This window comes from Pseudomonas simiae (assembly GCF_900111895.1).
Lineage (GTDB): Bacteria > Pseudomonadota > Gammaproteobacteria > Pseudomonadales > Pseudomonadaceae > Aquipseudomonas > Aquipseudomonas simiae.
In genome coordinates this window covers 357,332-380,337 of record NZ_FOKB01000003.1, presented here as the reverse complement: position 1 = coordinate 380,337, position 23,006 = coordinate 357,332, and the positions used below count along the sequence as shown (strand labels likewise).

23 protein-coding genes and 1 other RNA gene are annotated in these 23,006 nt (G+C 61.2%); 12 read left to right on the top strand and 12 right to left on the bottom strand.

The window, feature by feature from the left end; all coding sequences use genetic code 11:
* Window positions 1–223: 223 nt before the first annotated feature.
* Window positions 224–877 carry a gamma-glutamylcyclotransferase gene (locus tag BMZ57_RS11790; protein ID WP_021492624.1) on the top strand — a complete coding sequence of 218 codons (654 nt, stop codon included), beginning with the start codon at window positions 224–226 and terminating at the stop codon, window positions 875–877.
* On the opposite strand, the gene glpT is transcribed toward BMZ57_RS11790, so the two are convergent.
* Window positions 874–2,211: a glycerol-3-phosphate transporter gene (gene glpT / locus BMZ57_RS11785; protein ID WP_010207397.1), complete on the bottom strand. Its 1,338-nt coding sequence runs from the start codon at window positions 2,209–2,211 to the stop codon at window positions 874–876. The two genes, BMZ57_RS11790 and glpT, sit on opposite strands and share 4 nt — an antisense overlap.
* A 283-nt stretch (window positions 2,212–2,494) precedes the next feature.
* The gene (locus BMZ57_RS11780; RefSeq protein WP_042570922.1) at window positions 2,495–3,481 is read right to left on the bottom strand and encodes an NADPH:quinone oxidoreductase family protein; all 987 of its coding nucleotides are present in this window, start codon (window positions 3,479–3,481) and stop codon (window positions 2,495–2,497) included.
* Window positions 3,482–3,631: 150 nt separating this feature from the next.
* Here BMZ57_RS11780 and BMZ57_RS11775 point away from each other — a divergent pair, with 150 nt between their 5' ends.
* Entirely contained in the window at window positions 3,632–4,039 is a 408-nt protein-coding gene (locus BMZ57_RS11775; protein WP_010207395.1) for a flagellar basal body-associated protein FliL, read from the top strand.
* A gap of 52 nt (window positions 4,040–4,091) precedes the next feature.
* On the opposite strand, the gene BMZ57_RS11770 is transcribed toward BMZ57_RS11775, so the two are convergent.
* From BMZ57_RS11770 to BMZ57_RS11755, 4 genes are all read right to left on the bottom strand, one after another.
* Window positions 4,092–5,207, bottom strand: a complete 1,116-nt coding sequence (locus tag BMZ57_RS11770; RefSeq protein WP_069672950.1) for an ABC transporter permease — start codon at window positions 5,205–5,207, stop codon at window positions 4,092–4,094.
* Window positions 5,207–7,924 (bottom strand): ribosome-associated ATPase/putative transporter RbbA, encoded by a 2,718-nt coding sequence (gene rbbA / locus BMZ57_RS11765; RefSeq protein WP_044288046.1) that lies wholly within the window; start codon window positions 7,922–7,924, stop codon window positions 5,207–5,209. The genes BMZ57_RS11770 and rbbA overlap by 1 nt, the downstream gene beginning before the upstream one ends.
* On the bottom strand, window positions 7,921–8,886 hold the full coding sequence (locus BMZ57_RS11760; RefSeq protein ID WP_029529022.1) for an HlyD family secretion protein: 966 nt from the start codon (window positions 8,884–8,886) through the stop codon (window positions 7,921–7,923). Before BMZ57_RS11760 ends, rbbA begins: the two co-directional genes overlap by 4 nt.
* A gap of 69 nt (window positions 8,887–8,955) precedes the next feature.
* Window positions 8,956–9,405, bottom strand: coding sequence for an EVE domain-containing protein (locus BMZ57_RS11755; RefSeq protein WP_010207388.1), 450 nt, complete (start codon window positions 9,403–9,405; stop codon window positions 8,956–8,958).
* A gap of 195 nt (window positions 9,406–9,600) precedes the next feature.
* On the opposite strand from BMZ57_RS11755, the gene BMZ57_RS29500 reads away from it, so the two are divergent.
* A complete protein-coding gene (locus BMZ57_RS29500; RefSeq protein WP_010207387.1) occupies window positions 9,601–9,750 on the top strand; it encodes a hypothetical protein in 150 nt (49 codons plus the stop codon).
* Window positions 9,751–9,758: 8 nt separating this feature from the next.
* Here the strand turns inward: BMZ57_RS29500 and BMZ57_RS11750 are convergent, their stop codons facing one another.
* The 4 genes from BMZ57_RS11750 to BMZ57_RS11735 form a co-directional block, all read right to left on the bottom strand.
* Window positions 9,759–10,388, bottom strand: coding sequence for a 5-formyltetrahydrofolate cyclo-ligase (locus BMZ57_RS11750; protein ID WP_010207386.1), 630 nt, complete (start codon window positions 10,386–10,388; stop codon window positions 9,759–9,761).
* A gap of 56 nt (window positions 10,389–10,444) precedes the next feature.
* Window positions 10,445–10,623, bottom strand: a non-coding RNA gene (gene ssrS / locus BMZ57_RS11745) — 6S RNA.
* 30 nt (window positions 10,624–10,653) lie between these two features.
* Window positions 10,654–10,971: a cell division protein ZapA gene (locus BMZ57_RS11740; protein WP_010207385.1), complete on the bottom strand. Its 318-nt coding sequence runs from the start codon at window positions 10,969–10,971 to the stop codon at window positions 10,654–10,656.
* Complete coding sequence (locus BMZ57_RS11735) at window positions 10,968–11,177, bottom strand: TIGR02449 family protein (protein WP_007982902.1); 210 nt, start codon at window positions 11,175–11,177, stop codon at window positions 10,968–10,970. Before BMZ57_RS11735 ends, BMZ57_RS11740 begins: the two co-directional genes overlap by 4 nt.
* Before the next feature lie 138 nt (window positions 11,178–11,315).
* Between BMZ57_RS11735 and BMZ57_RS11730 the strand changes: the two genes are divergently transcribed.
* The 9 genes from BMZ57_RS11730 (at window position 11,316) to gcvH (ending at window position 20,725) form a co-directional block, all read left to right on the top strand.
* The gene (locus BMZ57_RS11730) at window positions 11,316–11,873 is read left to right on the top strand and encodes a YecA/YgfB family protein (protein WP_021492630.1); all 558 of its coding nucleotides are present in this window, start codon (window positions 11,316–11,318) and stop codon (window positions 11,871–11,873) included.
* 19 nt (window positions 11,874–11,892) lie between these two features.
* Window positions 11,893–13,215 carry a Xaa-Pro aminopeptidase gene (pepP, locus tag BMZ57_RS11725; RefSeq protein ID WP_021492631.1) on the top strand — a complete coding sequence of 441 codons (1,323 nt, stop codon included), beginning with the start codon at window positions 11,893–11,895 and terminating at the stop codon, window positions 13,213–13,215.
* Complete coding sequence (gene ubiH, locus BMZ57_RS11720) at window positions 13,212–14,399, top strand: 2-octaprenyl-6-methoxyphenyl hydroxylase (protein WP_010207380.1); 1,188 nt, start codon at window positions 13,212–13,214, stop codon at window positions 14,397–14,399. Before pepP ends, ubiH begins: the two co-directional genes overlap by 4 nt.
* Window positions 14,392–14,877, top strand: a complete 486-nt coding sequence (locus BMZ57_RS11715; RefSeq protein WP_010207379.1) for a DUF4442 domain-containing protein — start codon at window positions 14,392–14,394, stop codon at window positions 14,875–14,877. Before ubiH ends, BMZ57_RS11715 begins: the two co-directional genes overlap by 8 nt.
* 9 nt (window positions 14,878–14,886) lie before the next feature.
* Window positions 14,887–16,104, top strand: a complete 1,218-nt coding sequence (locus BMZ57_RS11710; protein ID WP_175439656.1) for a 2-octaprenyl-3-methyl-6-methoxy-1,4-benzoquinol hydroxylase — start codon at window positions 14,887–14,889, stop codon at window positions 16,102–16,104.
* A 161-nt stretch (window positions 16,105–16,265) separates the two neighbouring features.
* A complete protein-coding gene (locus BMZ57_RS11705) occupies window positions 16,266–17,270 on the top strand; it encodes an extracellular solute-binding protein (protein WP_010207376.1) in 1,005 nt (334 codons plus the stop codon).
* Window positions 17,271–17,433: 163 nt separating this feature from the next.
* On the top strand, window positions 17,434–19,050 hold the full coding sequence (locus BMZ57_RS11700; RefSeq protein ID WP_044288041.1) for an ABC transporter permease: 1,617 nt from the start codon (window positions 17,434–17,436) through the stop codon (window positions 19,048–19,050).
* A 155-nt stretch (window positions 19,051–19,205) separates the two neighbouring features.
* A complete protein-coding gene (gcvT, locus tag BMZ57_RS11695; RefSeq protein WP_010207372.1) occupies window positions 19,206–20,288 on the top strand; it encodes a glycine cleavage system aminomethyltransferase GcvT in 1,083 nt (360 codons plus the stop codon).
* Between the two features lie 53 nt (window positions 20,289–20,341).
* Window positions 20,342–20,725 carry a glycine cleavage system protein GcvH gene (gene gcvH, locus BMZ57_RS11690; protein ID WP_010207370.1) on the top strand — a complete coding sequence of 128 codons (384 nt, stop codon included), beginning with the start codon at window positions 20,342–20,344 and terminating at the stop codon, window positions 20,723–20,725.
* Between the two features lie 127 nt (window positions 20,726–20,852).
* On the opposite strand, the gene BMZ57_RS11685 is transcribed toward gcvH, so the two are convergent.
* Window positions 20,853–21,995, bottom strand: a complete 1,143-nt coding sequence (locus BMZ57_RS11685) for a DegT/DnrJ/EryC1/StrS family aminotransferase (RefSeq protein ID WP_010207369.1) — start codon at window positions 21,993–21,995, stop codon at window positions 20,853–20,855.
* Between the two features lie 159 nt (window positions 21,996–22,154).
* Window positions 22,155–22,820: an outer membrane protein gene (locus tag BMZ57_RS11680; RefSeq protein WP_010207367.1), complete on the bottom strand. Its 666-nt coding sequence runs from the start codon at window positions 22,818–22,820 to the stop codon at window positions 22,155–22,157.
* Between the last annotated feature and the right edge of the window lie 186 nt (window positions 22,821–23,006).

The window sequence follows — 23,006 nt, the reverse complement described above, 5'->3', positions numbered from 1 at the left end:
GTGCGCTCCCAGGCTGAACCGGGGCTGAAAGTGACGGAATTGGCACGCGTAATGCTGACGAATGGCTGTCGGGCATATATCCGTACTTATTCACTTACGGTATTTAGTGTCTTATACAAATGTCCTTAAGCTATATCTGAGACAGGCGGCTTATTGCTGCAGGTTTTATTACGGTAAAGTTGCTTACAACTGGTAATACATAGGAGGCGTAACGCTCTTCGTCATGACCGCCATTGAAACTGATCTTTTGCAATTGGCTTACCCTCCGCGGCTCGATCTTGGGCCGCAACTCACTCACGAACAGTTAATGAGCTCGATGCAGGCCACCATGGCCCTGCATAAGGGTGGGCCGGTCTGGCTTTTCGCTTATGGTTCGCTGATCTGGCGCCCTGAATGCTCGTCGACCGAGCGGATGCGGGCACGGGTTCATGGTTATCACCGGGGCCTGTACCTGTGGTCCCATGAGCATCGGGGAACACCGGAAATTCCGGGGTTGGTCTTTGGGCTGGATCGCGGCGGCTCCTGCAGCGGGTTTGCCTACCGCTTGCCGGAAGATCAGCTGGAGGCCTCGCTCTACGCTTTGTGGCAGCGCGAGATGCCTTATCCCTCCTACCGGCCGCATTGGCTCAGTTGCCGTCTCGAAGATGGCAGTACGGTGCAGGCGTTGGGATTTGTCTTGGAGCGGCACTTGCCCAGCTATGCCGGCAACTTGCCCGACGTTGTGCTGAACCATGTGTTGCAGAGCGCTTGCGGGCGTTACGGCACGACTCGCGATTATGTCGAGCAGACCGTCAACGCCCTGCGTAGCCACGCCATGCCAGATAAGAACCTGGAGGCGCGGCTCAAGCGTTGTGCAAAGAGTTGCTCAGGCGGTTAGCGCGCCGAGCTGACGCTGTTGGTGTGCCACAGCGTTGGGATCAAGAAGGCGATGGCCAATAGACACGCGCCGATCAGCAACACGAAACCACCGTCCCAGCCGAAATGGTCCACGGTGTAGCCCATGGCCGCACTGGCCGCCACCGAACCCCCCAGATAACCGAACAGACCGGTGAAACCCGCGGCGGTGCCGGCGGCTTTCTTCGGTGCCAGTTCCAGCGCCTGCAGGCCGATCAGCATCACCGGGCCATAGATCAGGAAGCCAATGGAGAACAGCGCGATCATGTCGACCATCGGGTTGCCCGGCGGGTTGAGCCAGTACACCAGGGTCGCCACGGTCACCAGTGCCATGAACACAATGCCGGTGAGGCCACGGTTGCCACGGAAGATCTTGTCCGACATCCAGCCGCACAGCAGGGTGCCCGGAATACCGGCCCACTCGTAGAAGAAGTACGCCCACGACGACTTGTCGACCGTGAAGTGCTTGGCTTCTTTCAAGTAGGTCGGCGCCCAGTCCAGCACGCCGTAGCGCAGCAGGTAGACGAATACGTTGGCGAAGGCGATGTACCACAGCATTTTGTTACGCAGCACGTATTTGACGAAGATTTCCTTGGCGCTGAATTCGTCTTCGTGGCTGGCGTCGTAACCTTCCGGGTAGTCGTTCTTGTATTTCTCGATAGGCGGCAGGCCTACCGATTGCGGGGTGTCGCGCATGGTAATGAAGGCAAACGCCGCCACCAGCAATGCCACGGTGGCCGGCACGTAGAACGCCGCATGCCAGTCGTTGAACCAAGCCATGCCCAGCAGGAACAGCGGACCGATCAGGCCGCCGCCGACGTTATGCGCCACGTTCCATACGGAAACCACGCCGCCGCGTTCTTTCTGCGACCACCAGTGCACCATGGTGCGTCCACTTGGCGGCCAGCCCATGCCTTGGGCCCAACCGTTGATGAACAGCAAAATGAACATCATGGTCACGCTGGACGTCGCCCAAGGTGCGAAACCGAAAATGAACATCACCCCGGCGGAAACCAGCAGGCCGAAGGGCAGGAAGTAGCGTGGGTTGGAGCGGTCGGACACCAGGCCCATGAGGAACTTGGACAGGCCGTAGGCAATCGCAATAGCCGACATCGCCAGGCCGAGTTCGCCTCGGGTATAACCCTCGTCGATCAGGTAGGGCATAGCCAGGGAGAAGTTCTTGCGCAGCAGGTAGTACCCGGCGTACCCGAAGAAAATGCCGGCGAAGATCTGCCAGCGCAGGCGTCGGTAGGTACTGTCTATTTTTTCTTCAGGCAGGGGCGCCTGATGTGCGGCAGGACGAAAGAAAGCAAACATTCAAGAGCTCCAAATTTCTTGTTTTGACTGCGGATGCGAATGTTACAGTTTCGTTACCGAAAATAGCATCGCCTCTTATCTGCAAACACAGGAAATGAGAGCAATTGCATGTTCTCTTATGAACATGTCGCGATTAGATAAGTGCTGGTCGTGATTGAGTTTGTGAGACGCTGGAGATCCAAAGGTAGGAGCGGGCTTGCTCGCGAAAGCGGTGGGTCAGCCAGTGCATGTGTCACTGAACCACCGCATTCGCGAGCAAGCCCGCTCCCACATTGACCGCATTTCACATCGTTGAGCGAGTTTGCACGACTACCTTGCCCACCGCCTTGCGCTGTCCCAAATCATTAATTGCCTGGGCGGCCTGTTCCAGCGGATACACCTGGGACACCAACGGCTTCAACTTGCCCTCGGCATACCACGTGAACAGCTGTTGGAAATTCGCCGCATTGTCCTGCGGCTGGCGCTGGGCAAACGAGCCCCAGAACACCCCAACCACCGCCGCGCCCTTGAGCAGCGCCAGGTTCACTGGCAGCTCCGGAATGCGCCCGCTGGCAAACCCCACCACCAGCAAACGGCCGTTCCAGGCAATGGCGCGGATCGCCTGATCAAACAGGTCGCCACCCACCGGGTCGTAGATCACATCGGCGCCGTTGCCGTCGGTGAGGCGCTTGATTTCGTCTTTCAGGCTGGCTTCGCTGTAGTTGATCAGCTCATCGGCGCCAGCGGCCTTGGCCACTTCGAGTTTATCGGCGCTACTGGCAGCAGCGATCACCCGTGCGCCCATGGCTTTGCCGATTTCCACGGCGGCCAGGCCCACGCCACCGGAGGCGCCGAGTACCAACAGGGTTTCGCCGGGTTGCAGGTTGGCCCGTTGTTTCAGCGCGTGCATGGACGTGCCGTAGGTCATGCTGAAAGCCGCTGCAGTGTTGAAGTCCATGCTCGGTGGGATCGGCAGCACGTTGTAGCTGGGCACTGCGACTTGCTCGGCAAAGCTGCCCCAGCCCGTCAGCGCCATGACGCGGTCACCGACGTTCAAGTGGCTGACCTTTTCTCCAACTTCACTGACCACGCCCGCCGCTTCGCCACCCGGCGAAAACGGGAAGGGCGGTTTGAACTGGTACTTGCCCTCGATGATCAGCGTGTCCGGGAAATTGACCCCGGCGGCATGCACGTCCAACAGGATCTCGTTCTTCTTGATCGTTGGGCTTGCGACATCTTCCAGCACCAGGGTTTCGGCAGGGCCGAAGGCTTTGCACAGCACAGCTTTCATCGGACTATTCCTTTTGGCGTCGTGGCCGATAAGTGTAGGAGGGCAGGCGCGTGGGTCAACAAGCATGCCCCGGCCTGATAAGCCGCCATAAGCTTGTGCTCAGCCTTGCTAGCGTTATGCTACCCGGCAACCGAATTTGAGGAATGAACTGTGAAAGCGTGGATCCTGTTGATGCTGGCCCTGACTTTGCCGATGGCAGCCCAGGCCGAAGAAGCCAAAGAAGGCGAGGCGCCGAAGGTCAGCTATATCAGCCTGAGCCCGCCGTTCGTGGGTAACTATGGCCTGGATGGCACGGCGAAACTCAAGGTATTCAAGGCCGACATCGCTTTGCGCGTGACGGGCGCCGAAGCGGCGGCACTGGTGAAAGCCAATGATCCATTGATCCGCAACCAGCTGGTAGCGCTGTTCACCCAGCAGACCAACGAGGCCATGAGCACCGTCGAAGGCAAGGAAAAGCTGCGCCAGGAAGCGCTCAAGCAAACCCAACAAGTGATGAGCGACGAGACGGGCAAGCCGGTGGTGGAAGACCTGTTGTTCAACAACCTGATCATCCAGTAATCCACCTAAGCCCCATGGGGCCTGGCTTCTATTGTGAGCAGGCTCCGGCAGGCTACGACGCGAGGCTCTTGCGGAACCTCGCCAACGCCACTGCAAAAAACAGCAACCCAATCCCCGCCAGCGCCAGCACGTCCGGCCACACCACGCTCACGCCTGCATCGCGAAACAGAATCGCCGCGCTTAAACTCACAAAGTGCGTCGATGGCGAGCCCTGCATCACCCACTGCAACCACTCGGGCATGCTGTCCAGCGGCGTGCTGCCGCCTGAGAGCAGTAGCATCGGGATAATGACTGGAATCGCCAGCAGGCCGAACTGCGGTGTCGAGCGGGCAAGCGTCGCGAGGAAAATCCCCAACGCCGTACTGGCAAACAGGTACAGCGCCGTCACGAACAGGAACAGCCCCAGCGACCCGGCCAGCGGCACGCCAAGCAGTCCTTTGACCACCACTTCCAGCGACAGCCAGGTGCACAGCACCACCACCAGCATATTGCTCCAGATTTTTGCCAACATGATCTCCAGCGCCGTCAGCGGCAGCACCAGCAAATGGTCGAGGGTACCGTGCTCGCGTTCGCGCAGCAGCGCGGTGCCGGTCAGGATAATGGCGAGAATAGTGATGTTGTTGACGATCTGGATCACCGCCAGGAACCAGCCGCCTTCCAGGTTGGTGTTGAACAGCGCGCGGGTAGTGAGCAGGGCGGGCGCCTGGTTGGCGGCGGCTTGCCCGCTATAGGTCAGCAGTTCCCGCTGGAAAATCCGCCCGATATAGCCCGCGCCCATGAACGCTTGGCTCATCGCCGTGGCGTCTACATTCACCTGCACGCCCGGTTGGCGCCCTGCCAGCAGGTCTGCCTGGAAGTTCGCCGGCACATTGATCACGAAGTTGTATTCGCCGCTGTCCATGACCTTGTCCAACTGGTCATAGGCCAAAGGAATGGGCGCTTGAAACTCGGGCGGCTGCAGCGCCTCGGCCATCTGGCGGGAGAGCGAGCTGTGGTCTTCATCGACAAATGCCACGCTGGCATTGTGCACGCCGATCACTGAACCGGCGGCGGGCATATAGATGGCGACGGTGAAGGCGTAGAACAGAAACAGCAGCAACACGCCGTCGTGGCGCAGGCTGGTCAGTTCCTTTATGCCCAGACGCAGGATGTGCGCGAACTTATGCATCAGGCCTCCTGCTTCTTGAGCATGATCAGGCTCAGTCCGGTGAACCCGACGAAAAACCCGAACAGCGCCAAGCACTGTGGCCACAACTGGCGCAGGTCCAGGGCCTTGGTGAACGTGCCCACGGCGATATCCAGGAAGTGCCCTGCCGGGAACAGCATGCCCATCAATGCCGCCGCACCTTCCAGGGACGAGCGCGGCACGATCAGCCCGGAGAACTGGATGGTCGGCAGACTGGTGATGATCATGGTGCCGAGGATCGCCGCGATCTGCGTACGGGTGAACGCAGAAATCAGCAGGCCCATGCTGGTGGTCGCCAGCACGTAGAGCAGGCCGCCAAACGCCAGCGTCAGGCCGCTGCCCTTGAACGGCACGCCGAACAGCCAGCGGTTCATTGCCACCAATACCGCCAGGTTGACCAGGCTCACGGCCAGGTACGGCGCTTGTTTGCCGAGCAGGAATTCCAGACGGGTCAGCGGCGTGGCGTAGAAGTTGGTGATAGAGCCCAACTCCTTCTCGCGCACGATGCCGAGGGCGGTGAGCATCGCCGGGATGAACGCCAGGATCAGCGCCATCACACCGGGGCCGATGGCGTTGACGCTGACCACGTCCTGGTTATAGCGAAAGCGCGTTTCCAGCTTGGCGGCCGCTGGGTGGTTGCGGGGCAGGCTGCTCAGTTCGGCCAGTTGCTGCAGGTTCTCCTGGTGCACGGCCTCTACATAGTTACGGCTGGTTTCCGCGCGAAACGGCATGCCGCCATCGAGCCATGCGGCTACGCTGGGCTGGCGACCGGCGTAGAGGTCGCGACCAAAACCGGGAGGGATCTCCAGGGCCAGTTTGATTTCCGAGCGTTGCAGGCGCCGGTGCAGTTCATTCGAGTCCCGGATGGGCGGCTGCTCGGCGAAATAGCGTGAACTGCGAAACCCCTCCAGGTAGGCACGGCTTTGCGGCGTCTGGTCCTGGTCGTAGATGGCGAAGGCGAGGTTTTCCACATCCAGGGAAATGCCGTAGCCGAAGATCACCATCATGAACATCGCGCCCAGCAGCGCGAAGGCCATGCGTACTTTGTCGCGCAGCAGTTCCTTGCCTTCGCGGCTGGCCACGGCTAACAGGCGAGCCAGGCTGAAACCGCGTTTGCTCACGGGCGGCGCGCCGGTTTCGCTGACGGTTGCGGTGGGGGCATCGGATTTGGCTTCGCCTTGAGCCTGTTCCAGGCAGGTGACGAACGCTGCTTCCAGCGTATCGCCGTGGAATTGCCGTTGCAGCGCATCCGGCGTATCGCAGGCCAGCACCTCGCCCGCGTGCATCAGGGAGATGCGGTCGCAGCGCTGGGCTTCGTTCATAAAGTGGGTGGACAGGAAGATGGTCACACCTTGTTCGCGGGACAGCTCGATCAGCAACCGCCAGAAGTCATCCCGTGCGGCCGGGTCGACGCCCGACGTGGGTTCGTCGAGGATCAGCACTTCCGGGCGATGCAGCACCGCCACCGCCAATGACAAGCGCTGGCGCAGGCCGAGGGGCAGTTCACCGGACGGTTGTTCGGCGACGTCACCGAGATCGAAGCGCTGGATCAGCTCATCAATGCGCGGGCCACTCTCGGCCTTGGGTAAGTCGAACAGTTGCGCATGCAGCACCAGGTTCTGGCGCACGCTGAGCTCGCCATACAGTGAGAAGCTTTGCGACATGAAACCCACGCGCTTGCGGGTCGCCAGGTCCTTGGCGTTGACCGGGTTGCCCAGCAGGGTCGCGCTGCCTTCGGTGGCGGGCATCAGCCCGGTGAGCACCTTCATGGTGGTGGTCTTGCCGCAGCCGTTGGAGCCGAGGAAGCCGAAGATCTCGCCTCGGCCGATGGCGAAGCTGACCTTGTTTACCGCCGTGAAATCGCCGAAACGCAGGGTCAGGTCGTGGGCTTCGATGGCGATGTCGGTGGTGTCGCTTTCTCGCGGTGGGATCAGCAGCGGCTGGTTGCTGTGGGCGCTGTTGCCCTGGAAGTGGGTGAAGGCCTCGTCCAGTTTGCCGCTGGGTGTTGCGTCAGCCAATTCACTGCTCAGCCCGTCCGCAATCAGCTTGCCGCGATCGAGCATCAGGCAATGTTCGAATTGCTCGGCTTCCTCCATGTAGGCCGTGGCCACCAGCAGTGTCAGTTGCGGGCGTTCGCCGCGTACGCTTTCGACTAGCTCCCAGAAGCGTCTGCGTGAAAGCGGGTCGACGCCGGTGGTGGGCTCGTCGAGGATCAACAAGTCCGGGTCGTGGATCAGCGCGCAACACAGGCCGAGCTTTTGTTTCATTCCTCCGGAGAGTTTGCCGGCCGGGCGGTCGGCGAAGCGCGCAAGGTCGGTGGACAGCAGCAGGTTGTGCATGCGCTGTTCGCAGTCGGCTTTCGACAGGCCAAACAGTGTGGCAAAGAAACGGATGTTTTCGCTGATGGACAACTCGGGATACAAGTTGCCGCCCAGCCCTTGAGGCATGAAGGCGATGCGCGGGTACAGGCTATTGCGGTGGCGGCGATCTTCAATCGCACCGCCAAGCACGTTCAACTGACCGTCCTGAAGCTTTTTAACCCCGGCGATCAAGCCCAGCAGGCTCGACTTGCCCGCGCCATCCGGGCCGATCAACCCGCAGCGCGTACCGGCCGGCAGGTTGAAAGTGATGTCGACCAGGGCCTGTTGCTGGCCGTAGCGGTGGTTGATCCCCGTCGCCTGCAGCGCCAGGGCGCTCATCGCAGGTTGGCCGGCCAGTCGATGTCAGCCGTGCGCACGTAGCCTGCGCCGGGCATGCCGGGTTTGGCTTGCGGCACGGCGCTGGGTTGGGTCAGGCGCAGTTTGACGCGAAACACCAGTTTCTGGCGTTCGTCGCGGGTTTCCACTTCTTTGGGCGTGAACTGCGATTTGGCGGCTACAAAGCTGATCTTGGCCGGCAGTGGTTGGTCGGGCAGGGCATCGAGCAGGATGCGTGCGTCGCTGCCAACGGTGAGGCGGCCGGTGACGGAGGCGGGCAGGTAGAGGTTCATGTATTGATCGTTGGGATCGATCAGCAACAGTACGCGTCCTCCCGCGCCCAGCACTTCGCCAGGCTCGGCCAGACGCAATTGGATAATCCCGTCGATGGGCGCGCGCAGGCTGCTGTCATCGATCTCGCTGGTGAGTTGGGCCACCTGGGCTTGGGCTGCGCCGATGGCGGCTTTCACCGAGGCTACCTGGGCTTGTGCGGCAACCACCGCCGCATTGCCGGTGTTCTGACGCGCTTGCTGCTGGTCGATCAGTTGGCTGCTGGCGAAGCCGCGCTTGTACAACTCTTGGGTGCGCCTGAGTTCCTGGTTCGCCAGCAGTTGTTCGCTTTGTCGCAGTTGCACATTGGCTTCGGCAGCGGCGAAGTTTTCCTTGGCGCGCAGTACTTCGGCTTCGGCCTGTGCGCGTTGGGCTTCCAGCGTGCGGGTGTCCATGCGTGCAAGTAGCTGGCCCTTGAGCACCTTGTCGCCTTCGTCCACCCGCACTTCGGCGAGGCGCCCGGGGATCTTGGCGGCAATCTGCACTTCGGTGGATTCCAGGCGGCCATTGCCCATGCTCAGGCCCTCGGGCAGGCGGTCCTGGGTGGAGCGCCAGTAGCCGAAGCCACCGGCACCCAACAACAGGCCGATGAGGGCGATGGCGAAAAGACGGGAGGTGTGGTGATTCGTCGACATGGCTGCTTCCTGCGGCATTAGCGTCCTAGTTTGAACGGTTTGCCCCGGCGGGGCCTTGATACCGATCAGTTAAAGCAAATTGATCACGGCAGCCCATTGCTCGGGCGTGACGGCCATCACCGATAACCGGCTGCCTTTTTGTACCAGGGGCAGTTCGGCCAGGGCGGTTTGCTGCTTCAGGTAACCAAGGCCCAACACGTTGGGAAAAGTCTGGACATGGGCGACGGTGATCGCGCTCCACGGATTTTTTTCCGGGGTGGCTTTGGCGTCGAAGTAGTGGCTTTCGGGCTCCAGCGCGGTCGGGTCCGGGTAGGCCGCTTCAACGATTTTACCGATGCCGGCAATGCCTGGCTCCGGGCAGCTGGAGTGGTAGAAGAAAAACAGGTCACCCACCGCCATGGCACGCAGGAAGTTGCGCGCCTGGTAATTGCGCACCCCGTCCCAGCGGGCTTCGCCGAGCTTTTCCAGGCCTTTGATAGAGAGTTCGTCGGGCTCGGATTTCATCAGCCAATAGGCCATTTTTGGGCTCCTGAAAAAAGCAGTGGGCAAGTTGTCAGGCAATTTGATGACAAACCGACAGTCGGTTGGCGTCAAGGTTTGCGTGTTGGTTCACGTTACCGCAGAATGCCGGCTTTTAAAGCTTGACGCAGCTGCAACGGACTACTTTGGAACGTTGTTGTCATCGTGTACGAGGTGCCTGCAGGGGGGCAATCGATGCAACGTAAACCGGATTTACTATGGATTTTGGTGATTTTGTTTGGTCTGGGCGTCGTGACCACCGGGTATGCCCAAAGCTTATGGTCGAACAAGACCGATGCACCCGTTGAACTGGCTCAGCAGCAGCCGCAACCGTTCAAACGCTGACCCCTCTTCTAAGGCGCCGCTGACTCCAGTGGCGTCTTCGCAATATACCAACGCTTATCGGTGACGGTGCCCGCCAGCGGCACATCCCAGCTTGCCTGTGCCAATCGATCGACCTTCTGACATTCGTGGGCCAGGCCCAGCAGCGTCGGCTTGCGCCAGCTCTGACGGCGCGCCAGGTAGGCCAGGCTGCGATCGTAGAACCCGCCGCCCATGCCCAGGCGTCCTCCTGCATCATCGAAACCCACCAACGGCAGCAGCACCAGGTCCAGCGCCCAGACCTTGCGTTGGCGGCTGATATTCACCCGTGGTTCCAGGATACGAAAGCGATTGGGCAGCAGCTTTTCCCCGGGCCTTACGCGCTGGAACACCATCTTGGTCCGTGGCCAGGCGCTGAGCACCGGCAGGTAGGTGGCCTTGCCCCGGCGCTGGGCCGCGCGCAACAGCAGGCGCGGATCGATTTCACCGTCCGTCGGTAGATACAAGGAAATATGTTTGGCCCGACGAAACAGCGGGTGCTGTGCCAGTTGCCGATACAGGCCGTGGGCGGCCTTGCGCTGCTCGCTCGGCGTGAGGGCGCGGCGGGCTTTGCGCAACATGCGTCGAAGTTGCGGACGGGAAAGCGGCGCAGGTTCGGTCATGGTTTCGGCTCATAAAACAATGCCAGTCCGAGGACTGGCATTGAGTTTGGGAATTCAGGCTCCCCGACAGAGCCGCTGTCGACTTAGCCCTTGAACCCGAAAGTTCAAGGTGGAAGATGCAGTAGGCTTTAAGGCTTTCCGTCTAGCGGACATGCACACCAGCCCAACGTGCAACTTCCAGGGTAGTGCGAATCGGCTCAGGGACATCGCCGACTGGCAAACACGCCAGGGAGTGGGGCGAGTATACCTTAAACAGTCGCCGCAATCAGCCCTTGGGTGCGTCTGAATCGCTGGAAAGCACCAGATCGACACGCTCCAGCAGGTCACGCACCTGCTCACGCGTCGAGCCGCTGGCCTGCACGTCAGGGCGTTCCTGCTTATGCAGTAAATCGTGGGTGATATTCAGGGCGGCCATCACGGCGATGCGGTCGGCGCCGATGACTTTGCCGCTGCTGCGGATCTCACGCATCTTGCCATCCAGGTAGCGGGCGGCGCTCACCAGGTTGCTGCGCTCCTCCTGGGGGCAAATGATCGAATACTCTTTGTCGAGGATCTGCACGGTGACGCTATTGCTTGAACTCATGAGTCTTGCTCCAGGGCCTTCAGGCGCGAAATCATCGATTCGACCTTACGCCGGGCGATTTCGTTTTTTTCAATGAGGTGAGCGCGTTCCTCGCGCCAGGTCTTTTCCTGAGCTAATAGGAGTCCGTTTTGACTCTTAAGTTGCTCGACCCGAGTAATTAGCAATTCGAGTCTGGCCATCAGCGCTTGCAGGTCGGTGTCTTCCATTGGGTTCCACTGGATTTGTCTGATGAATGGCAACTGCAGGATAAACGATCTGACGCCCTTGATAGTCTTGGTACGTCTGCCGGTGCTAGGATACAGCGCTCCATTCTAGACATTGCGCCGTCTGGCGCCTAGCTCACCATGCCTATTCAGAACTCCCCGTACGACGCTTTTTCCAAACTGCTGAGCACCAGCGGCCACCCATGCTCGCCTGCCGAACTGCACGGCGTGTTGCTGGGCCGCAGTTGCACCGGCGTTGGCTTTGATGCCGACAACTGGCTGGCAGACGTGGCCGAGCTGCTGGAAACCGAACCGACCGACAACGTGCGCAACGCGCTGATCGGCCTGCAAGAGATGGTCAAGGGCGAGCTGACCGGTGATGACGTCACCGTGGTCCTGCTGCTGCCGACCGACGACGCGCCGCTCGCCGAGCGCGCCGCCGCCCTGGGCCAATGGTGCCAAGGCTTCCTCCACGGTTTCGGCGTCAACGCCGGCGGCCTGGAACTGAGCACCGACGCCAAGGAAGTGTTGCAGGACCTGGCCGCCATCTCCCAGGTGCAAGATGCCCTGGAAGAATCCGAAGACGGTGAAGGCGACTACATGGAAGTCATGGAATACCTGCGCGTCGCGCCGTTGCTGCTGTTCACCGAGACCAAGAAGTCCGCTGAGCCTGCTGCACCCAAGCCGTCGCTGCACTAAAAAGGAAGCCCATCTGCCCATGATCCATATCCCCCGAGCGGAATACACCCGACGCCGCAAGGCGCTCATGGCGCAGATGGAACCCAACAGCATCGCGATCCTGCCGGCCGCTGCCGTGGCGATCCGCAACCGTGATGTCGAGCACGTGTACCGCCAGGACAGTGACTTCCAGTACCTGAGTGGCTTCCCCGAGCCGGAAGCGGTGATCGTGCTGATGCCGGGTCGCCAGCACGGCGAGTACGTGCTGTTCTGCCGTGAGCGCAATGCCGAACGCGAACTGTGGGACGGCCTGCGCGCCGGCACCGAAGGCGCGATCCGTGACTTTGGCGCGGACGACGCGTTCCCCATCACCGATATCGACGACATCCTGCCCGGCCTTATCGAAGGCCGCGACCGGGTGTATTCGGCCATGGGCAGCAACGCCGAGTTCGATCGGCACCTGATGGACTGGATCAATGTGATCCGCTCCAAAGCCCATCTGGGCGCCCAACCGCCGAACGAATTCGTTGCCCTGGATCATCTGCTCCACGACATGCGCCTGTATAAATCGGCGGCAGAAGTGAAGGTGATGCGCGAGGCCGCGCGAATCTCCTGCGCGGCCCACGTGAAGGCGATGCAGGCCAGCCGGGCCGGCTTGCATGAGTTCAGCCTGGAAGCCGAGCTGGATTATGAATTTCGCAAAGGCGGCGCGAAGATGCCAGCCTATGGCTCCATCGTCGCCGCCGGGCGCAACAGCTGCATCCTGCATTACCAGCAGAATGACGCGGTGCTCAAGGACGGCGACCTGGTGCTGATCGACGCCGGTTGTGAGATCGACTGCTACGCCAGTGACATCACCCGCACCTGGCCGGTCAATGGCAAGTTTTCGCCGGAACAGAAGGCGATCTACGAAATAGTACTGGCTTCCCAGGAAGCCGCGTTTGCCGAGATCGCTCCGGACAAGCATTGGAACCAGGCCCACGAGGCGACGGTGCAGGTCATCACCGCCGGGCTGGTGAAGCTGGGATTGTTGCAAGGTGACGTTGACGAGCTGATCGCCAACGAAGCGTATAAAGCCTTCTACATGCACCGCGCCGGCCACTGGCTGGGCATGGATGTGCATGACGTGGGCGAGTACAAAGTGGGCGGTGAATGGCGGGTGCTGGAAGTCGGCATGGCGTTGACCGTGGAGCCGGGCATCTATATTTCGCCGGACAACCAGACTGTGGCAAAGAAATGGCGTGGCATTGGCGTACGCATCGAGGACGACGTGGTAGTGACCAAGCAAGGCTGTGAAATCCTGACCGGCGGTGTGCCCAAAACCGTGGCCGACATCGAAGCGCTGATGGCGGCTGCCCGATGAGCCGGGTCAATCTGGCAATCATCGGCGGCGGCCTGGTAGGCGCCAGCCTGGCGTTGGCGTTGCAGGCCGGGGCCAAGGCGCGGGGCTGGAAGATCGTGCTGATCGAACCCTTCGCGCCGGGCGACCACTACCAGCCAAGCTACGATGCGCGCTCTTCCGCCTTGTCCTACGGCGCGCGGCAGATCTATCAGCGCCTGGGCCTGTGGCAGGACATTGCCCGTCGCGCCGAGCCGATCAAACAGATCCACGTGTCCGACCGTGGACGCTTCTCTACCGCGCGGCTGTCTGCCATGGAAGAGGGCGTGCCGGCGCTCGGTTATGTGGTGGAAAACGCTTGGCTGGGCCAATGCCTGTGGCAAGGCCTGGATAAAGACGTGGTCAGCTGGCGTTGTCCGGCGGAAGTCACGCGCATGGAGCCGCTGCCCGATGGCTACCGCCTGACGCTCAACGATGAAACCGTCCTGGAATGCGACCTCGCCGTACTGGCTGACGGTGGCCGCTCCGGCCTGCGCGAGCAATTGGGTATTGGCGTGAAAACCCGCCCGTACAACCAGAGCGCGCTGATCGCCAACATCACCCCCAGCGAATCCCATAACGGCGAAGCGTTCGAGCGTTTCACCGATGAAGGCCCGATGGCCTTGCTACCACTGCCGGACAACCGCTGCGCGCTGGTGTGGACCCGCATCGGCATGGACGCGCAACGCCTGGCCAATCTCGACGAACGCAGCTTCCTGAGTGAATTGCAGGGCGTGTTCGGCTACCGCCTGGGCACGCTGAAGCAAGTGGGCGCTCGTCATCTGTACCCGCTGACGTTGGTTGAAGCCGAGGAACAAGTGCGCTCGCACCTGGCGGTCCTTGGCAATGCCGCCCACAGCCTGCACCCGATTGCCGGACAGGGCTTCAACCTGTCCCTGCGTGATGCGAATGCGTTGGCCGATGCTTTGCTGGCCGGGCCGCAAGTGCCGGGTGACCTGGCCACCTTGCAGGGCTATCGGGACCGACAGCGCCTCGACCAGAAACTCACCGTGGGCTTCTCCGACCAGGTCACGCGCCTGTTCGGCAGCGCCCAGCCGTTGGTCGCGCTGGGTCGCAACATGGGCCTGCTGGGCCTGGATCTGTTGCCGCCGGCCAAGCGCTGGTTCGCCCGTCAGGCCATGGGCCTGGGCACGCGCCCCGATGCGTAAGTGGTTGATCGAACGCCTCGGCAAGGCGCGGTTGTTGCGTTGGATCATGACCCTGTATCCACCGTACCTGGGCGCGGGGGTCAGCGTGCGGCATATGAGCGCCGATTTTCGTCAGGTTAAAGTGCGCATGGGCCTGGGCTGGTACAACCGCAACTATGTCGGCACGCAATTCGGCGGCAGCCTGTATTCGATGGTTGATCCGTTCTACATGCTGATGCTGATGGAGAACCTGGGCCGCGACTACATCGTGTGGGACAAGGCCGCGAGCATCGACTTTGTCTCGCCGGGCAAAGGCCCGGTGTATGCCGAATTTTCCATCGACGAAGCCTTGCTGGACGAGATTCGTCGACACACCGAAGGTGGCGAGAAGTACCTGCCCCACCTCAAGGTGCAGATTCATGACGGCTCCGGCACCCTGGTGGCGCGGGTCGACAAAACCCTTTACGTGCGGCGCAAGCCGCCAGTGAGACAGGCTTAAAGCATGGACATGCGCGCAGATGTGCTGATTGTCGGGGCCGGAATGGTCGGAAGCGCCCTGGCGCTGGCGTTGCAGGGCAGTGGCCTGCAGGTGCTGCTGCTTGACGGCAGCCCGCTGAGCGTCAAGCCGTTCGACCGTGACGCGGCCTTCGAGCCACGGGTGAGCGCCTTGTCGGCCGCCAGCCAGCGCATCCTCGAGCGCCTGGGCGTGTGGGATGGCATCGTGTCTCGGCGCGCCAGTCCTTACGGCGAGATGCAGGTGTGGGACGGCAGCGGCACCGGGCAGATCCACTTCTCGGCGGCCAGCGTGCATGCCGAGGTGCTCGGGCACATCGTCGAGAACCGCGTTGTGCAGGATGCCTTGCTCGACCGCCTGCATGACTGCGACCTGGGCCTGCTGGCCAATGCACGCCTGGAACAGATGCGCCGCTCCGGCGATGACTGGTTGCTGACCCTGGCCGACGGCCGCACGTTGCGCGCGCCGCTGGTGGTGGCTGCCGATGGTGCCAACTCCGCCGTGCGCCGCCTGACCGGCACCGCGACCCGCGAATGGGACTACCTGCATAACGCCATCGTCACCAGCGTGCGCAGCAGCGAGCCGCACCAGCGCACGGCGTGGCAACGCTTTACCGACACCGGCCCGCTGGCGTTCCTGCCGCTTGTGCGGGACGGGCAGGAGGATTGGTGTTCGATCGTCTGGTCGACGACGCCGGCCGAGTCCGAGCGCTTGATGGCGCTGGATGATGAAAGCTTCTGCCGCGAACTGGAGCGGGCTTTTGAAGGCCGTCTCGGTACGGTGCTGAGCGCCGACCCGCGCGTCTGCGTGCCGTTGCGCCAGCGTCACGCCAAACGCTACGTGGCCGAAGGCCTGGCATTGATCGGCGACGCGGCCCACGTCATCCACCCATTGGCAGGGCAGGGCGTGAACCTGGGCTTTCTTGACGCCGCGACACTGGCCGAAGTGCTGCTGTCGGCGACCGAGCGCGGCGAGCGCCTGGCAGATGTGAAGGTGCTGAGCCGCTACGAACGCCGACGCATGCCGCACAATCTGGCGCTGATGGCGGCGATGGAAGGTTTCGAGCGGTTGTTCCAGGCTGACCAACTACCGCTGCGCTGGTTGCGTAATGCCGGGTTGAAGCTGGTCGACCAGATGCCCGAAGCCAAGGCCGTGTTTGTACGCCAGGCGCTGGGCCTGACCGGCGATCTCCCAGACCTGGCCAAACCCTGACATTGAAGCCCGGTCCCTGTGGGAGCGGGCTTGCCCGCGAAGAGGCCATCAGCTCCACCGCAAAATGCTGGCTATGCAACATCTGGTAACGCCTCCACCAAGCGCTACCAAATGTGAGTCCTTATCATTTGCCCTCTTTTTGCAAATGAGAGACTGCCCCCATGTTGGCACCCAAGCGCCTCCTGACTGCTCTGGCACTCACCTTGATCGGCAGCACCACCGTGCAGGCCGCCGACGAAGTGGTGGTCTACTCCTCGCGCATCGATGAACTGATCAAGCCGGTGTTCGATGCCTACACCCAGAAAACCGGCGTGCAGGTGAAGTTCATCACCGACAAGGAAGCCCCGCTGATGCAGCGCATCAAGGCCGAGGGCGAAAACGCCACCGCCGACCTGCTGCTTACCGTCGACGCCGGCAACCTCTGGCAGGCCGAGCAGATGGGCATTCTGCAACCGTTCACCTCCCCGGTGATCGACAAGAACATCCCCCTGCAATATCGCTCTTCAAAACATACCTGGACCGGCTTGAGCCTGCGCGCGCGGACCATCGCCTATTCCACCGACCGGGTAAAACCGGGCGACCTCACCACCTACGAAGCCTTGGCCGACAAGCAGTGGGAGGGCCGTCTGTGCCTGCGCACGGCGAAAAAGGTCTACAACCAGTCGCTGACCGCCACCTTGATCGAAACCCACGGTGCGGCCAAGACCGAAGAAATCGTCAAGGGCTGGGTGAACAACCTGTCCACCGACGTGTTCTCCGATGACATCGCCGTGCTGGAAGCGATCAACGCCGGGCAGTGCGACGTAGGCATCGTCAACACCTACTACTACGGCCGCCTGCACAAGCAGAAGCCGGACCTGGCGGTAAAACTGTTCTGGCCGAACCAGGGCGACCGTGGCGTGCATGTGAACCTGTCGGGCATCGGTCTGACCCAGCACGCGCCGCACCCGGAAGCCGCCAAGGCGCTGGTGGAGTGGATGACCACGCCTGAGGCGCAGAAGATCTTTGCCGACGTGAACCAGGAGTTCCCGGCCAACCCGGCCGTGGCGCCGTCGGCGGAAGTGGCGAGCTGGGGCAAGTTCGTGGCGGACACCTTGCCGGTGGAAGTGGCGGGCAAGCGCCAGGCCGAGGCGATCCGGTTGATGGATCGAGCTGGCTGGAACTAAGCTCGGCCTCAACTGCACCGCCGATCAAATGTGGGAGCTGGCTTGCCTGCGATAGCATCACCTGGGTATCACTGATACACCGAGGTGCCTGCATCGCAGGCAAGCCAGCTCCCACATGGGTTAGCGGTGACTTCAAAATCTTCATTTGCCTGAGAGCTTTTCCTTGGCCCACCCCGCCCAACGCCGCTGGTACCTGCCGGTCTTCACCGTTGCCGCCCTGGTGCTGCTGCCGCTGAGCGTACTGCTGCTGTCCTGGCAAAGTATCGACGCACAAATCTGGTCGCACCTCTGGGAAACCCAGATGCCGCGCCTGCTGGGCAACACACTGACCCTGGTGTTGGGAGTCGGTGTCGGCGTAACCGTGCTGGGTGTCAGCCTGGCGTGGCTGACCAGCCTCTGCGAATTCCCCGGCCGGCGCTGGCTTGACTGGGCGTTGATGCTGCCCTTCGCCATCCCTGCGTATGTTCTGGCGTTCGTGTTTGTGGGGCTGCTGGACTTCTCCGGGCCTGTGCAAACCCTGCTGCGCGAATGGTTCGGCACCGGGCTGCGTCTGCCACGGGTGCGCTCCACCGGCGGTGTGATCATCGTCCTGGTGCTGGTGTTCTACCCCTACGTCTACCTGCTGGCGCGCACTGCATTCCTGGCCCAGGGCAAAGGCTTGATGGAGGCTGCACGGGTGCTGGGGCAATCGCCATGGCGAGCGTTCTGGCACGTGGCCTTGCCTATGGCGCGGCCGGCGATTGGCGCCGGGGTTGCGCTGGCGTTGATGGAGACCCTGGCGGATTTCGGTGCGGTTTCGGTGTTCAACTTCGACACGTTCACCACCGCCATCTACAAGACGTGGTACGGCTTTTTCAGCCTTTCCAGCGCTGCCCAGTTGGCCAGCCTGTTGCTGTTGGTGGTGATGCTGGTGCTGTATGGCGAGCGTCGCGCTCGGGGTGCCAGCCGACCGAGCAACGAGCGACCACGGGGCAAGGCGCTGTACCGCCTGCGGGGGTTCAAGGCGGCGGCGGCCAGTGGCTGGTGCGGGCTGGTGTTCGCCTGTGCGTTTGTCATCCCGATGCTGCAACTGGTCGTCTGGTTCTGGCAGCGTGGCCGCTTCGATCTGGATGAGCGTTATTCGGGCCTGATCATCCACACCCTTTACCTGGGCGGGATCGCCGCCTTGATCACGGTCAGCGTGGCGCTGGTGCTGGCCTTTGCCAACCGGCTGGCGCCAACGCGGGCGATCCGCTCCGGCATCAGCCTGGCCAATGTCGGTTATGCCTTGCCGGGTTCGGTGCTGGCGGTATCGATCATGTTGGCGTTCAGCTATCTGGACCGTGAACTGGTGGTGCCGTTGTCCGGCTGGTTCGGCGGCGCGGGCAAGCCATTGCTGTTGGGCAGCCTGTCGGCACTGGTGCTGGCTTATCTGGTGCGATTCCTGGCGGTGGCCTATGGACCCTTGGAAAACAGCCTGGCGCGCATCCGGCCCTCCTTGCCGGAAGCCGCGCGCAGTCTTGGCGTATGCGGTCCACGACTGTTTTGCAAAGTGTATCTGCCGTTGCTGCTGCCGGGGACCTTGAGCGCAGCGCTGCTGGTCTTTGTCGATGTGCTCAAGGAAATGCCCGCGACCCTGCTGATGCGCCCGTTCGGCTGGGACACCCTGGCCGTGCGGATCTTTGAAATGACCAGTGAAGGCGAATGGGCGCGGGCTTCTTTGCCCGCGTTGACACTGGTGCTGGTAGGCCTGTTGCCGGTGATCGGGCTGATTCGGCGCTCTGCCCGCCAAATCGGTTAGGTGCCAGTCCTACAGCTTGCGGCTACAATGCGCGGCATTCGGTGCGCTTCGTCTTTCGGAGCGGGTCGCTGAACGTGCTGCAGACCTTGTAATTCAAGGTGTTCGGCACGAACAGTAGCTCCGCGCACCTTCGCCACGCCCGGAAGGAGAAACCCATGGGACAGCGTACGCCTCTGTATGACCTGCATCTCGCCCTTGGCGCGAAAATGGTCGATTTTGGCGGTTGGGATATGCCTCTGCACTATGGCTCGCAAGTTGAAGAACACCATCAGGTGCGACGCGACTGCGGGGTGTTCGATGTATCTCATATGACCGTGATCGATGTCACCGGCCCCCAGGCCAAGGAATGGCTCCAGTACCTGCTGGCCAATGATGTCGAACGTCTGCACGACTGCGGTCGTGCGTTGTACAGCGCCATGCTTAACGAAAAGGGCGGCGTGGTGGATGACATGATTGTCTACCGCACCGAGTCCGCTTATCGCCTGGTGGTCAATGCCTCCACGCGCGACCAGGACATGACGTGGATGCACGCGCAGCTGGGCAATTACCAGGTGCAGCTGCATGAACGCCCTGAGCTGGCCATGCTCGCTATCCAAGGCCCTCACGCCCGGCAGAAGATTGCCGAGCTGGTTACCCAGTCTCGCAGCACGCTGATTCACCAGCTCAAGCCCTTCGAAGGCCAGGCCGATGGCGATTGGTTTATAGCGCGCACGGGTTACACCGGTGAAGACGGCCTGGAGATTGTCCTGCCGGCCGATCAGGCACCGGGCTTTTTCAACGACCTGGTAGGTGCCGGTATTTCACCCATCGGCCTTGGCGCCCGCGATACCCTGCGCCTGGAAGCAGGCATGAACCTCTACGGTCAGGACATTCACCAGGATATTTCGCCCCTGGCGTCGAACATGGCCTGGAGCATTGCCTGGGAGCCCGCCGAGCGTAACTTCATTGGTCGTGCTGCGCTGGAAGCGGAAAAAGCGACGGGTGTCCAGTTCAAACTGGTCGGCCTGGTACTGGAAGAGCGCGGGGTTTTACGTGCTCATCAGGTGGTTCGTATCGCCAATATTGGCGAAGGGGAGATCACCAGTGGTAGTTTCTCTCCTACGCTGAGCAAATCCATTGCCCTGGCGCGTGTACCGACGGCCACTGCCGATCGGGCCGAAGTGGAAATCCGCGGCAAGTGGTACCCGGTTCGAGTGGTCAAACCGACCTTCGTGCGCCATGGCAAAACCTTGATCTAACCTATTTTCGGCAGGCCAATGGCCGCTGACATTACCTCTTGAGGACACAGATTATGAGCGATATCCCTGCCGACCTGCGTTTCGCCGAAAGCCACGAATGGGCACGCCTGGAAGCCGACGGCACCGTGACCGTCGGTATTTCCGACCATGCACAGGAAGCGTTGGGTGATGTGGTGTTCGTTGAGCTGACCGAAGTCGGCAGCGTGTTTGACGCGGCGGCCCAGGCGGGTGTGGTGGAGTCGGTGAAGGCCGCTTCGGATATCTACTCGCCGGTAGCTGGCGAAGTGATCGCGGTGAACGAGGCCTTGAGCGACGAGCCAGAGCTGTTGAACTCCGACCCGTACGGCGCGTGGATCTTCAAGCTCAAGCCAAACGACCCGGCTGATCTGGAAAAACTGCTGGATGCTGCTGGCTACAAAGCCGCCATCGGCGAGTAAACGCCAATAGCTGGACCGGCTCAAAACAATGTGGGAGCTGGCTAACCTGCGATGCGGGCACCTCGGTGTATCAGTGATACCCAGGTGATGCACTCGCAGGCTAGCCAGCTCCCACAGCTGATTATGGCTAGCCGGCTTTCAGGACCGCCTTCACTGCTGCCACCGACCGCTCCACATCCGCTTCTGTCATTGCTGTGAACATCGGCAACGACACGATCAAACGACCTACCTTTTCTGCCACCGGGAACATACCTTCCTTGAACCCCTGCGCGCGATAAAGGCTCAGCAGGTGGATCGGTGGGTAGTGATAGCCAATGCCGACGCCGTGGGCCTGCATCTGCTCCATGAAGGTGGCGCGGGCCGGCAGACCGTCCTGGCGTTCCGGCAGCACCAGTTGGAACAGGTGCCAGTTGCTGTTTTCGAAGTCGGCCGGTGGCAGTTGTGCGCCGTATTGCTCTTCAAAATCACTGCCAAAGCATTTGAAATAATGCCGCGCCAGGTTCTGACGATGCGTGGTGATCTGCTCGATATGGGCAAACTGCCCCAGGCCAATGGCGGCGGCGATGTCGGTCATATTGAATTTGCCGCCCAGCACATCCACATCCAAACCGTCGAAGCCGGTGCGGGTAACGCCCTGCAGACGATATTTTTCCGCCAGCCGCGCTTCCTCGGCGTTGTTCAAGACCAGGCAACCGCCCTCGGAAGACGTGATGTTCTTGTTGGCCTGGAAGCTGAAAGACACGAAATCACCGGTGGCGCCGATACGCTCGCCATCCCAGCTGGAACCCAGCGCCTGAGCAGCATCCTCGACGATGCGCAGGTTGTACTTGTTTGCCAGCGCATACAGCATCGGCATGTCCAGGGGCAGGCCGGCCAGGTAAACCGGGATGATCGCCTTGGTGCGCGGGGTAATCGCGGCCTCCACTTGGGCCAGGTCGATGTTGCGGGTGACCGGGTCGATATCGGCAAACACCGGCGTGGCGCCCACTTCCAGGATCACGTTGGCCGTGGCAACCCAGGAGATCGGCGTGGTAATCACTTCATCGCCCGGCCCAATCCCGGCAATGCGCAAGGCAATCTCCATGGTGCACGTCCCGGAGTTGAAGGTGCGCACCGGCCGGCCGCCAAAGTATTCCGACAACTGAGCCTCGAACGCCTGCACTTTCGGCCCACTGGTGATCCAGCCTGAGCGCAGTACATCGCCGACCGCCGAGATGGTGGCTTCATCGATGGTGGGTTTGGAGAACGGCAGGAAGGGCTGTTGGCTCATGACGACGAAGGCATCCGTTTCAGAGTGGCGTTGAGTGGGCGAGGTAGCAGTACCGGCATGGTTGCACGGCTTGACTGAATATAGCCTGTCGCCTGTGAATGAATCGTCGTCGGTTGGGCAAAAAAATGCCGCTTCAAAAGCGGCATTCTCTAATGGGACTCAGAAGGTGTACCGCGCTTCCAGGAACACGTTCTGCTCTTTGAGCTTGCCTTTGAGTTGTTCATCACGAGCGTTCACACGGTTTGCGAAGGTGTTGTAGCCGGTTTCCACGTCACCCATGGCGATGTAACGATAGCCCGCTCCCAGACTCAGTTGCTGGCTAACCTTCGCTTCCAGACCCATGCCTACGCTATAGGCGAGGTTGTGTTGGCGGTTGTTGGCGAAACGGCGGCTTTCATTGGTTTGATAGCCTTCGGCTTCAATGCGTGCGACGCCGACACCTGCCATACCGTAAAACGACAACCACTGGTTGATAGGGATATCTTTATAGCCGTTGAGCATCAAGCGTTGGCTCTGGACCTGCAAACTGTTGACGTTGGCATTAAAGGGGGCCCAGTAGGATTTGAATGTCGAGTTGTTCGGCAGCGTGTATTCCCCTTCCAGTCGCCAGCCATTGTCAAAGCTATAGCCAGCGGCGAAAGAGGCCACGAATGACTTGCTGCTATCCGGGGCGTCCACCCGTTCAGTCACGCGAGGGCTGGTGAGCAACGAACTGGAGAGGTTCTGGCGGGCATTGTTGAATTTGGCTGATCCGTACCAGCTTTCTGCCTGGGCGTAGGCGGTAGCAAATGCAGAGAGCAGCAGAGCGTAGGCAATCTTGTGCATGGGCAGTGATTCGCTTTATTCAAAAAGGAACCCTTAGCTTGTTGCCCGGCAGGAAGAGGCTCCACAGGACTTGTCCGTATTCAGCTGTGAAAGCAGGAACATTTATGTAGTGCTCAGGTGCGATGACCGTAGGAGCTGAAGACAAAAAAATGCCGCTGTTTAAAGCGGCATTTTTTATCGAACCCG

Coding starts and splice junctions, on each gene's coding strand:
- BMZ57_RS11790 (WP_021492624.1), top strand. CDS start 224: ATGACCGCCATTGAAACTGATCTTTTGCAATTGGCTTACCCTCCGCGG.
- glpT (WP_010207397.1), bottom strand. CDS start 2,211: ATGTTTGCTTTCTTTCGTCCTGCCGCACATCAGGCGCCCCTGCCTGAA.
- BMZ57_RS11780 (WP_042570922.1), bottom strand. CDS start 3,481: ATGAAAGCTGTGCTGTGCAAAGCCTTCGGCCCTGCCGAAACCCTGGTG.
- BMZ57_RS11770 (WP_069672950.1), bottom strand. CDS start 5,207: ATGCATAAGTTCGCGCACATCCTGCGTCTGGGCATAAAGGAACTGACC.
- rbbA (WP_044288046.1), bottom strand. CDS start 7,924: ATGAGCGCCCTGGCGCTGCAGGCGACGGGGATCAACCACCGCTACGGC.
- BMZ57_RS11760 (WP_029529022.1), bottom strand. CDS start 8,886: ATGTCGACGAATCACCACACCTCCCGTCTTTTCGCCATCGCCCTCATC.
- BMZ57_RS11755 (WP_010207388.1), bottom strand. CDS start 9,405: ATGGCCTATTGGCTGATGAAATCCGAGCCCGACGAACTCTCTATCAAA.
- BMZ57_RS29500 (WP_010207387.1), top strand. CDS start 9,601: ATGCAACGTAAACCGGATTTACTATGGATTTTGGTGATTTTGTTTGGT.
- BMZ57_RS11750 (WP_010207386.1), bottom strand. CDS start 10,388: ATGACCGAACCTGCGCCGCTTTCCCGTCCGCAACTTCGACGCATGTTG.
- BMZ57_RS11740 (WP_010207385.1), bottom strand. CDS start 10,971: ATGAGTTCAAGCAATAGCGTCACCGTGCAGATCCTCGACAAAGAGTAT.
- BMZ57_RS11735 (WP_007982902.1), bottom strand. CDS start 11,177: ATGGAAGACACCGACCTGCAAGCGCTGATGGCCAGACTCGAATTGCTA.
- BMZ57_RS11730 (WP_021492630.1), top strand. CDS start 11,316: ATGCCTATTCAGAACTCCCCGTACGACGCTTTTTCCAAACTGCTGAGC.
- pepP (WP_021492631.1), top strand. CDS start 11,893: ATGATCCATATCCCCCGAGCGGAATACACCCGACGCCGCAAGGCGCTC.
- ubiH (WP_010207380.1), top strand. CDS start 13,212: ATGAGCCGGGTCAATCTGGCAATCATCGGCGGCGGCCTGGTAGGCGCC.
- BMZ57_RS11715 (WP_010207379.1), top strand. CDS start 14,392: ATGCGTAAGTGGTTGATCGAACGCCTCGGCAAGGCGCGGTTGTTGCGT.
- BMZ57_RS11710 (WP_175439656.1), top strand. CDS start 14,887: ATGCGCGCAGATGTGCTGATTGTCGGGGCCGGAATGGTCGGAAGCGCC.
- BMZ57_RS11705 (WP_010207376.1), top strand. CDS start 16,266: ATGTTGGCACCCAAGCGCCTCCTGACTGCTCTGGCACTCACCTTGATC.
- gcvT (WP_010207372.1), top strand. CDS start 19,206: ATGGGACAGCGTACGCCTCTGTATGACCTGCATCTCGCCCTTGGCGCG.
- gcvH (WP_010207370.1), top strand. CDS start 20,342: ATGAGCGATATCCCTGCCGACCTGCGTTTCGCCGAAAGCCACGAATGG.
- BMZ57_RS11685 (WP_010207369.1), bottom strand. CDS start 21,995: ATGAGCCAACAGCCCTTCCTGCCGTTCTCCAAACCCACCATCGATGAA.
- BMZ57_RS11680 (WP_010207367.1), bottom strand. CDS start 22,820: ATGCACAAGATTGCCTACGCTCTGCTGCTCTCTGCATTTGCTACCGCC.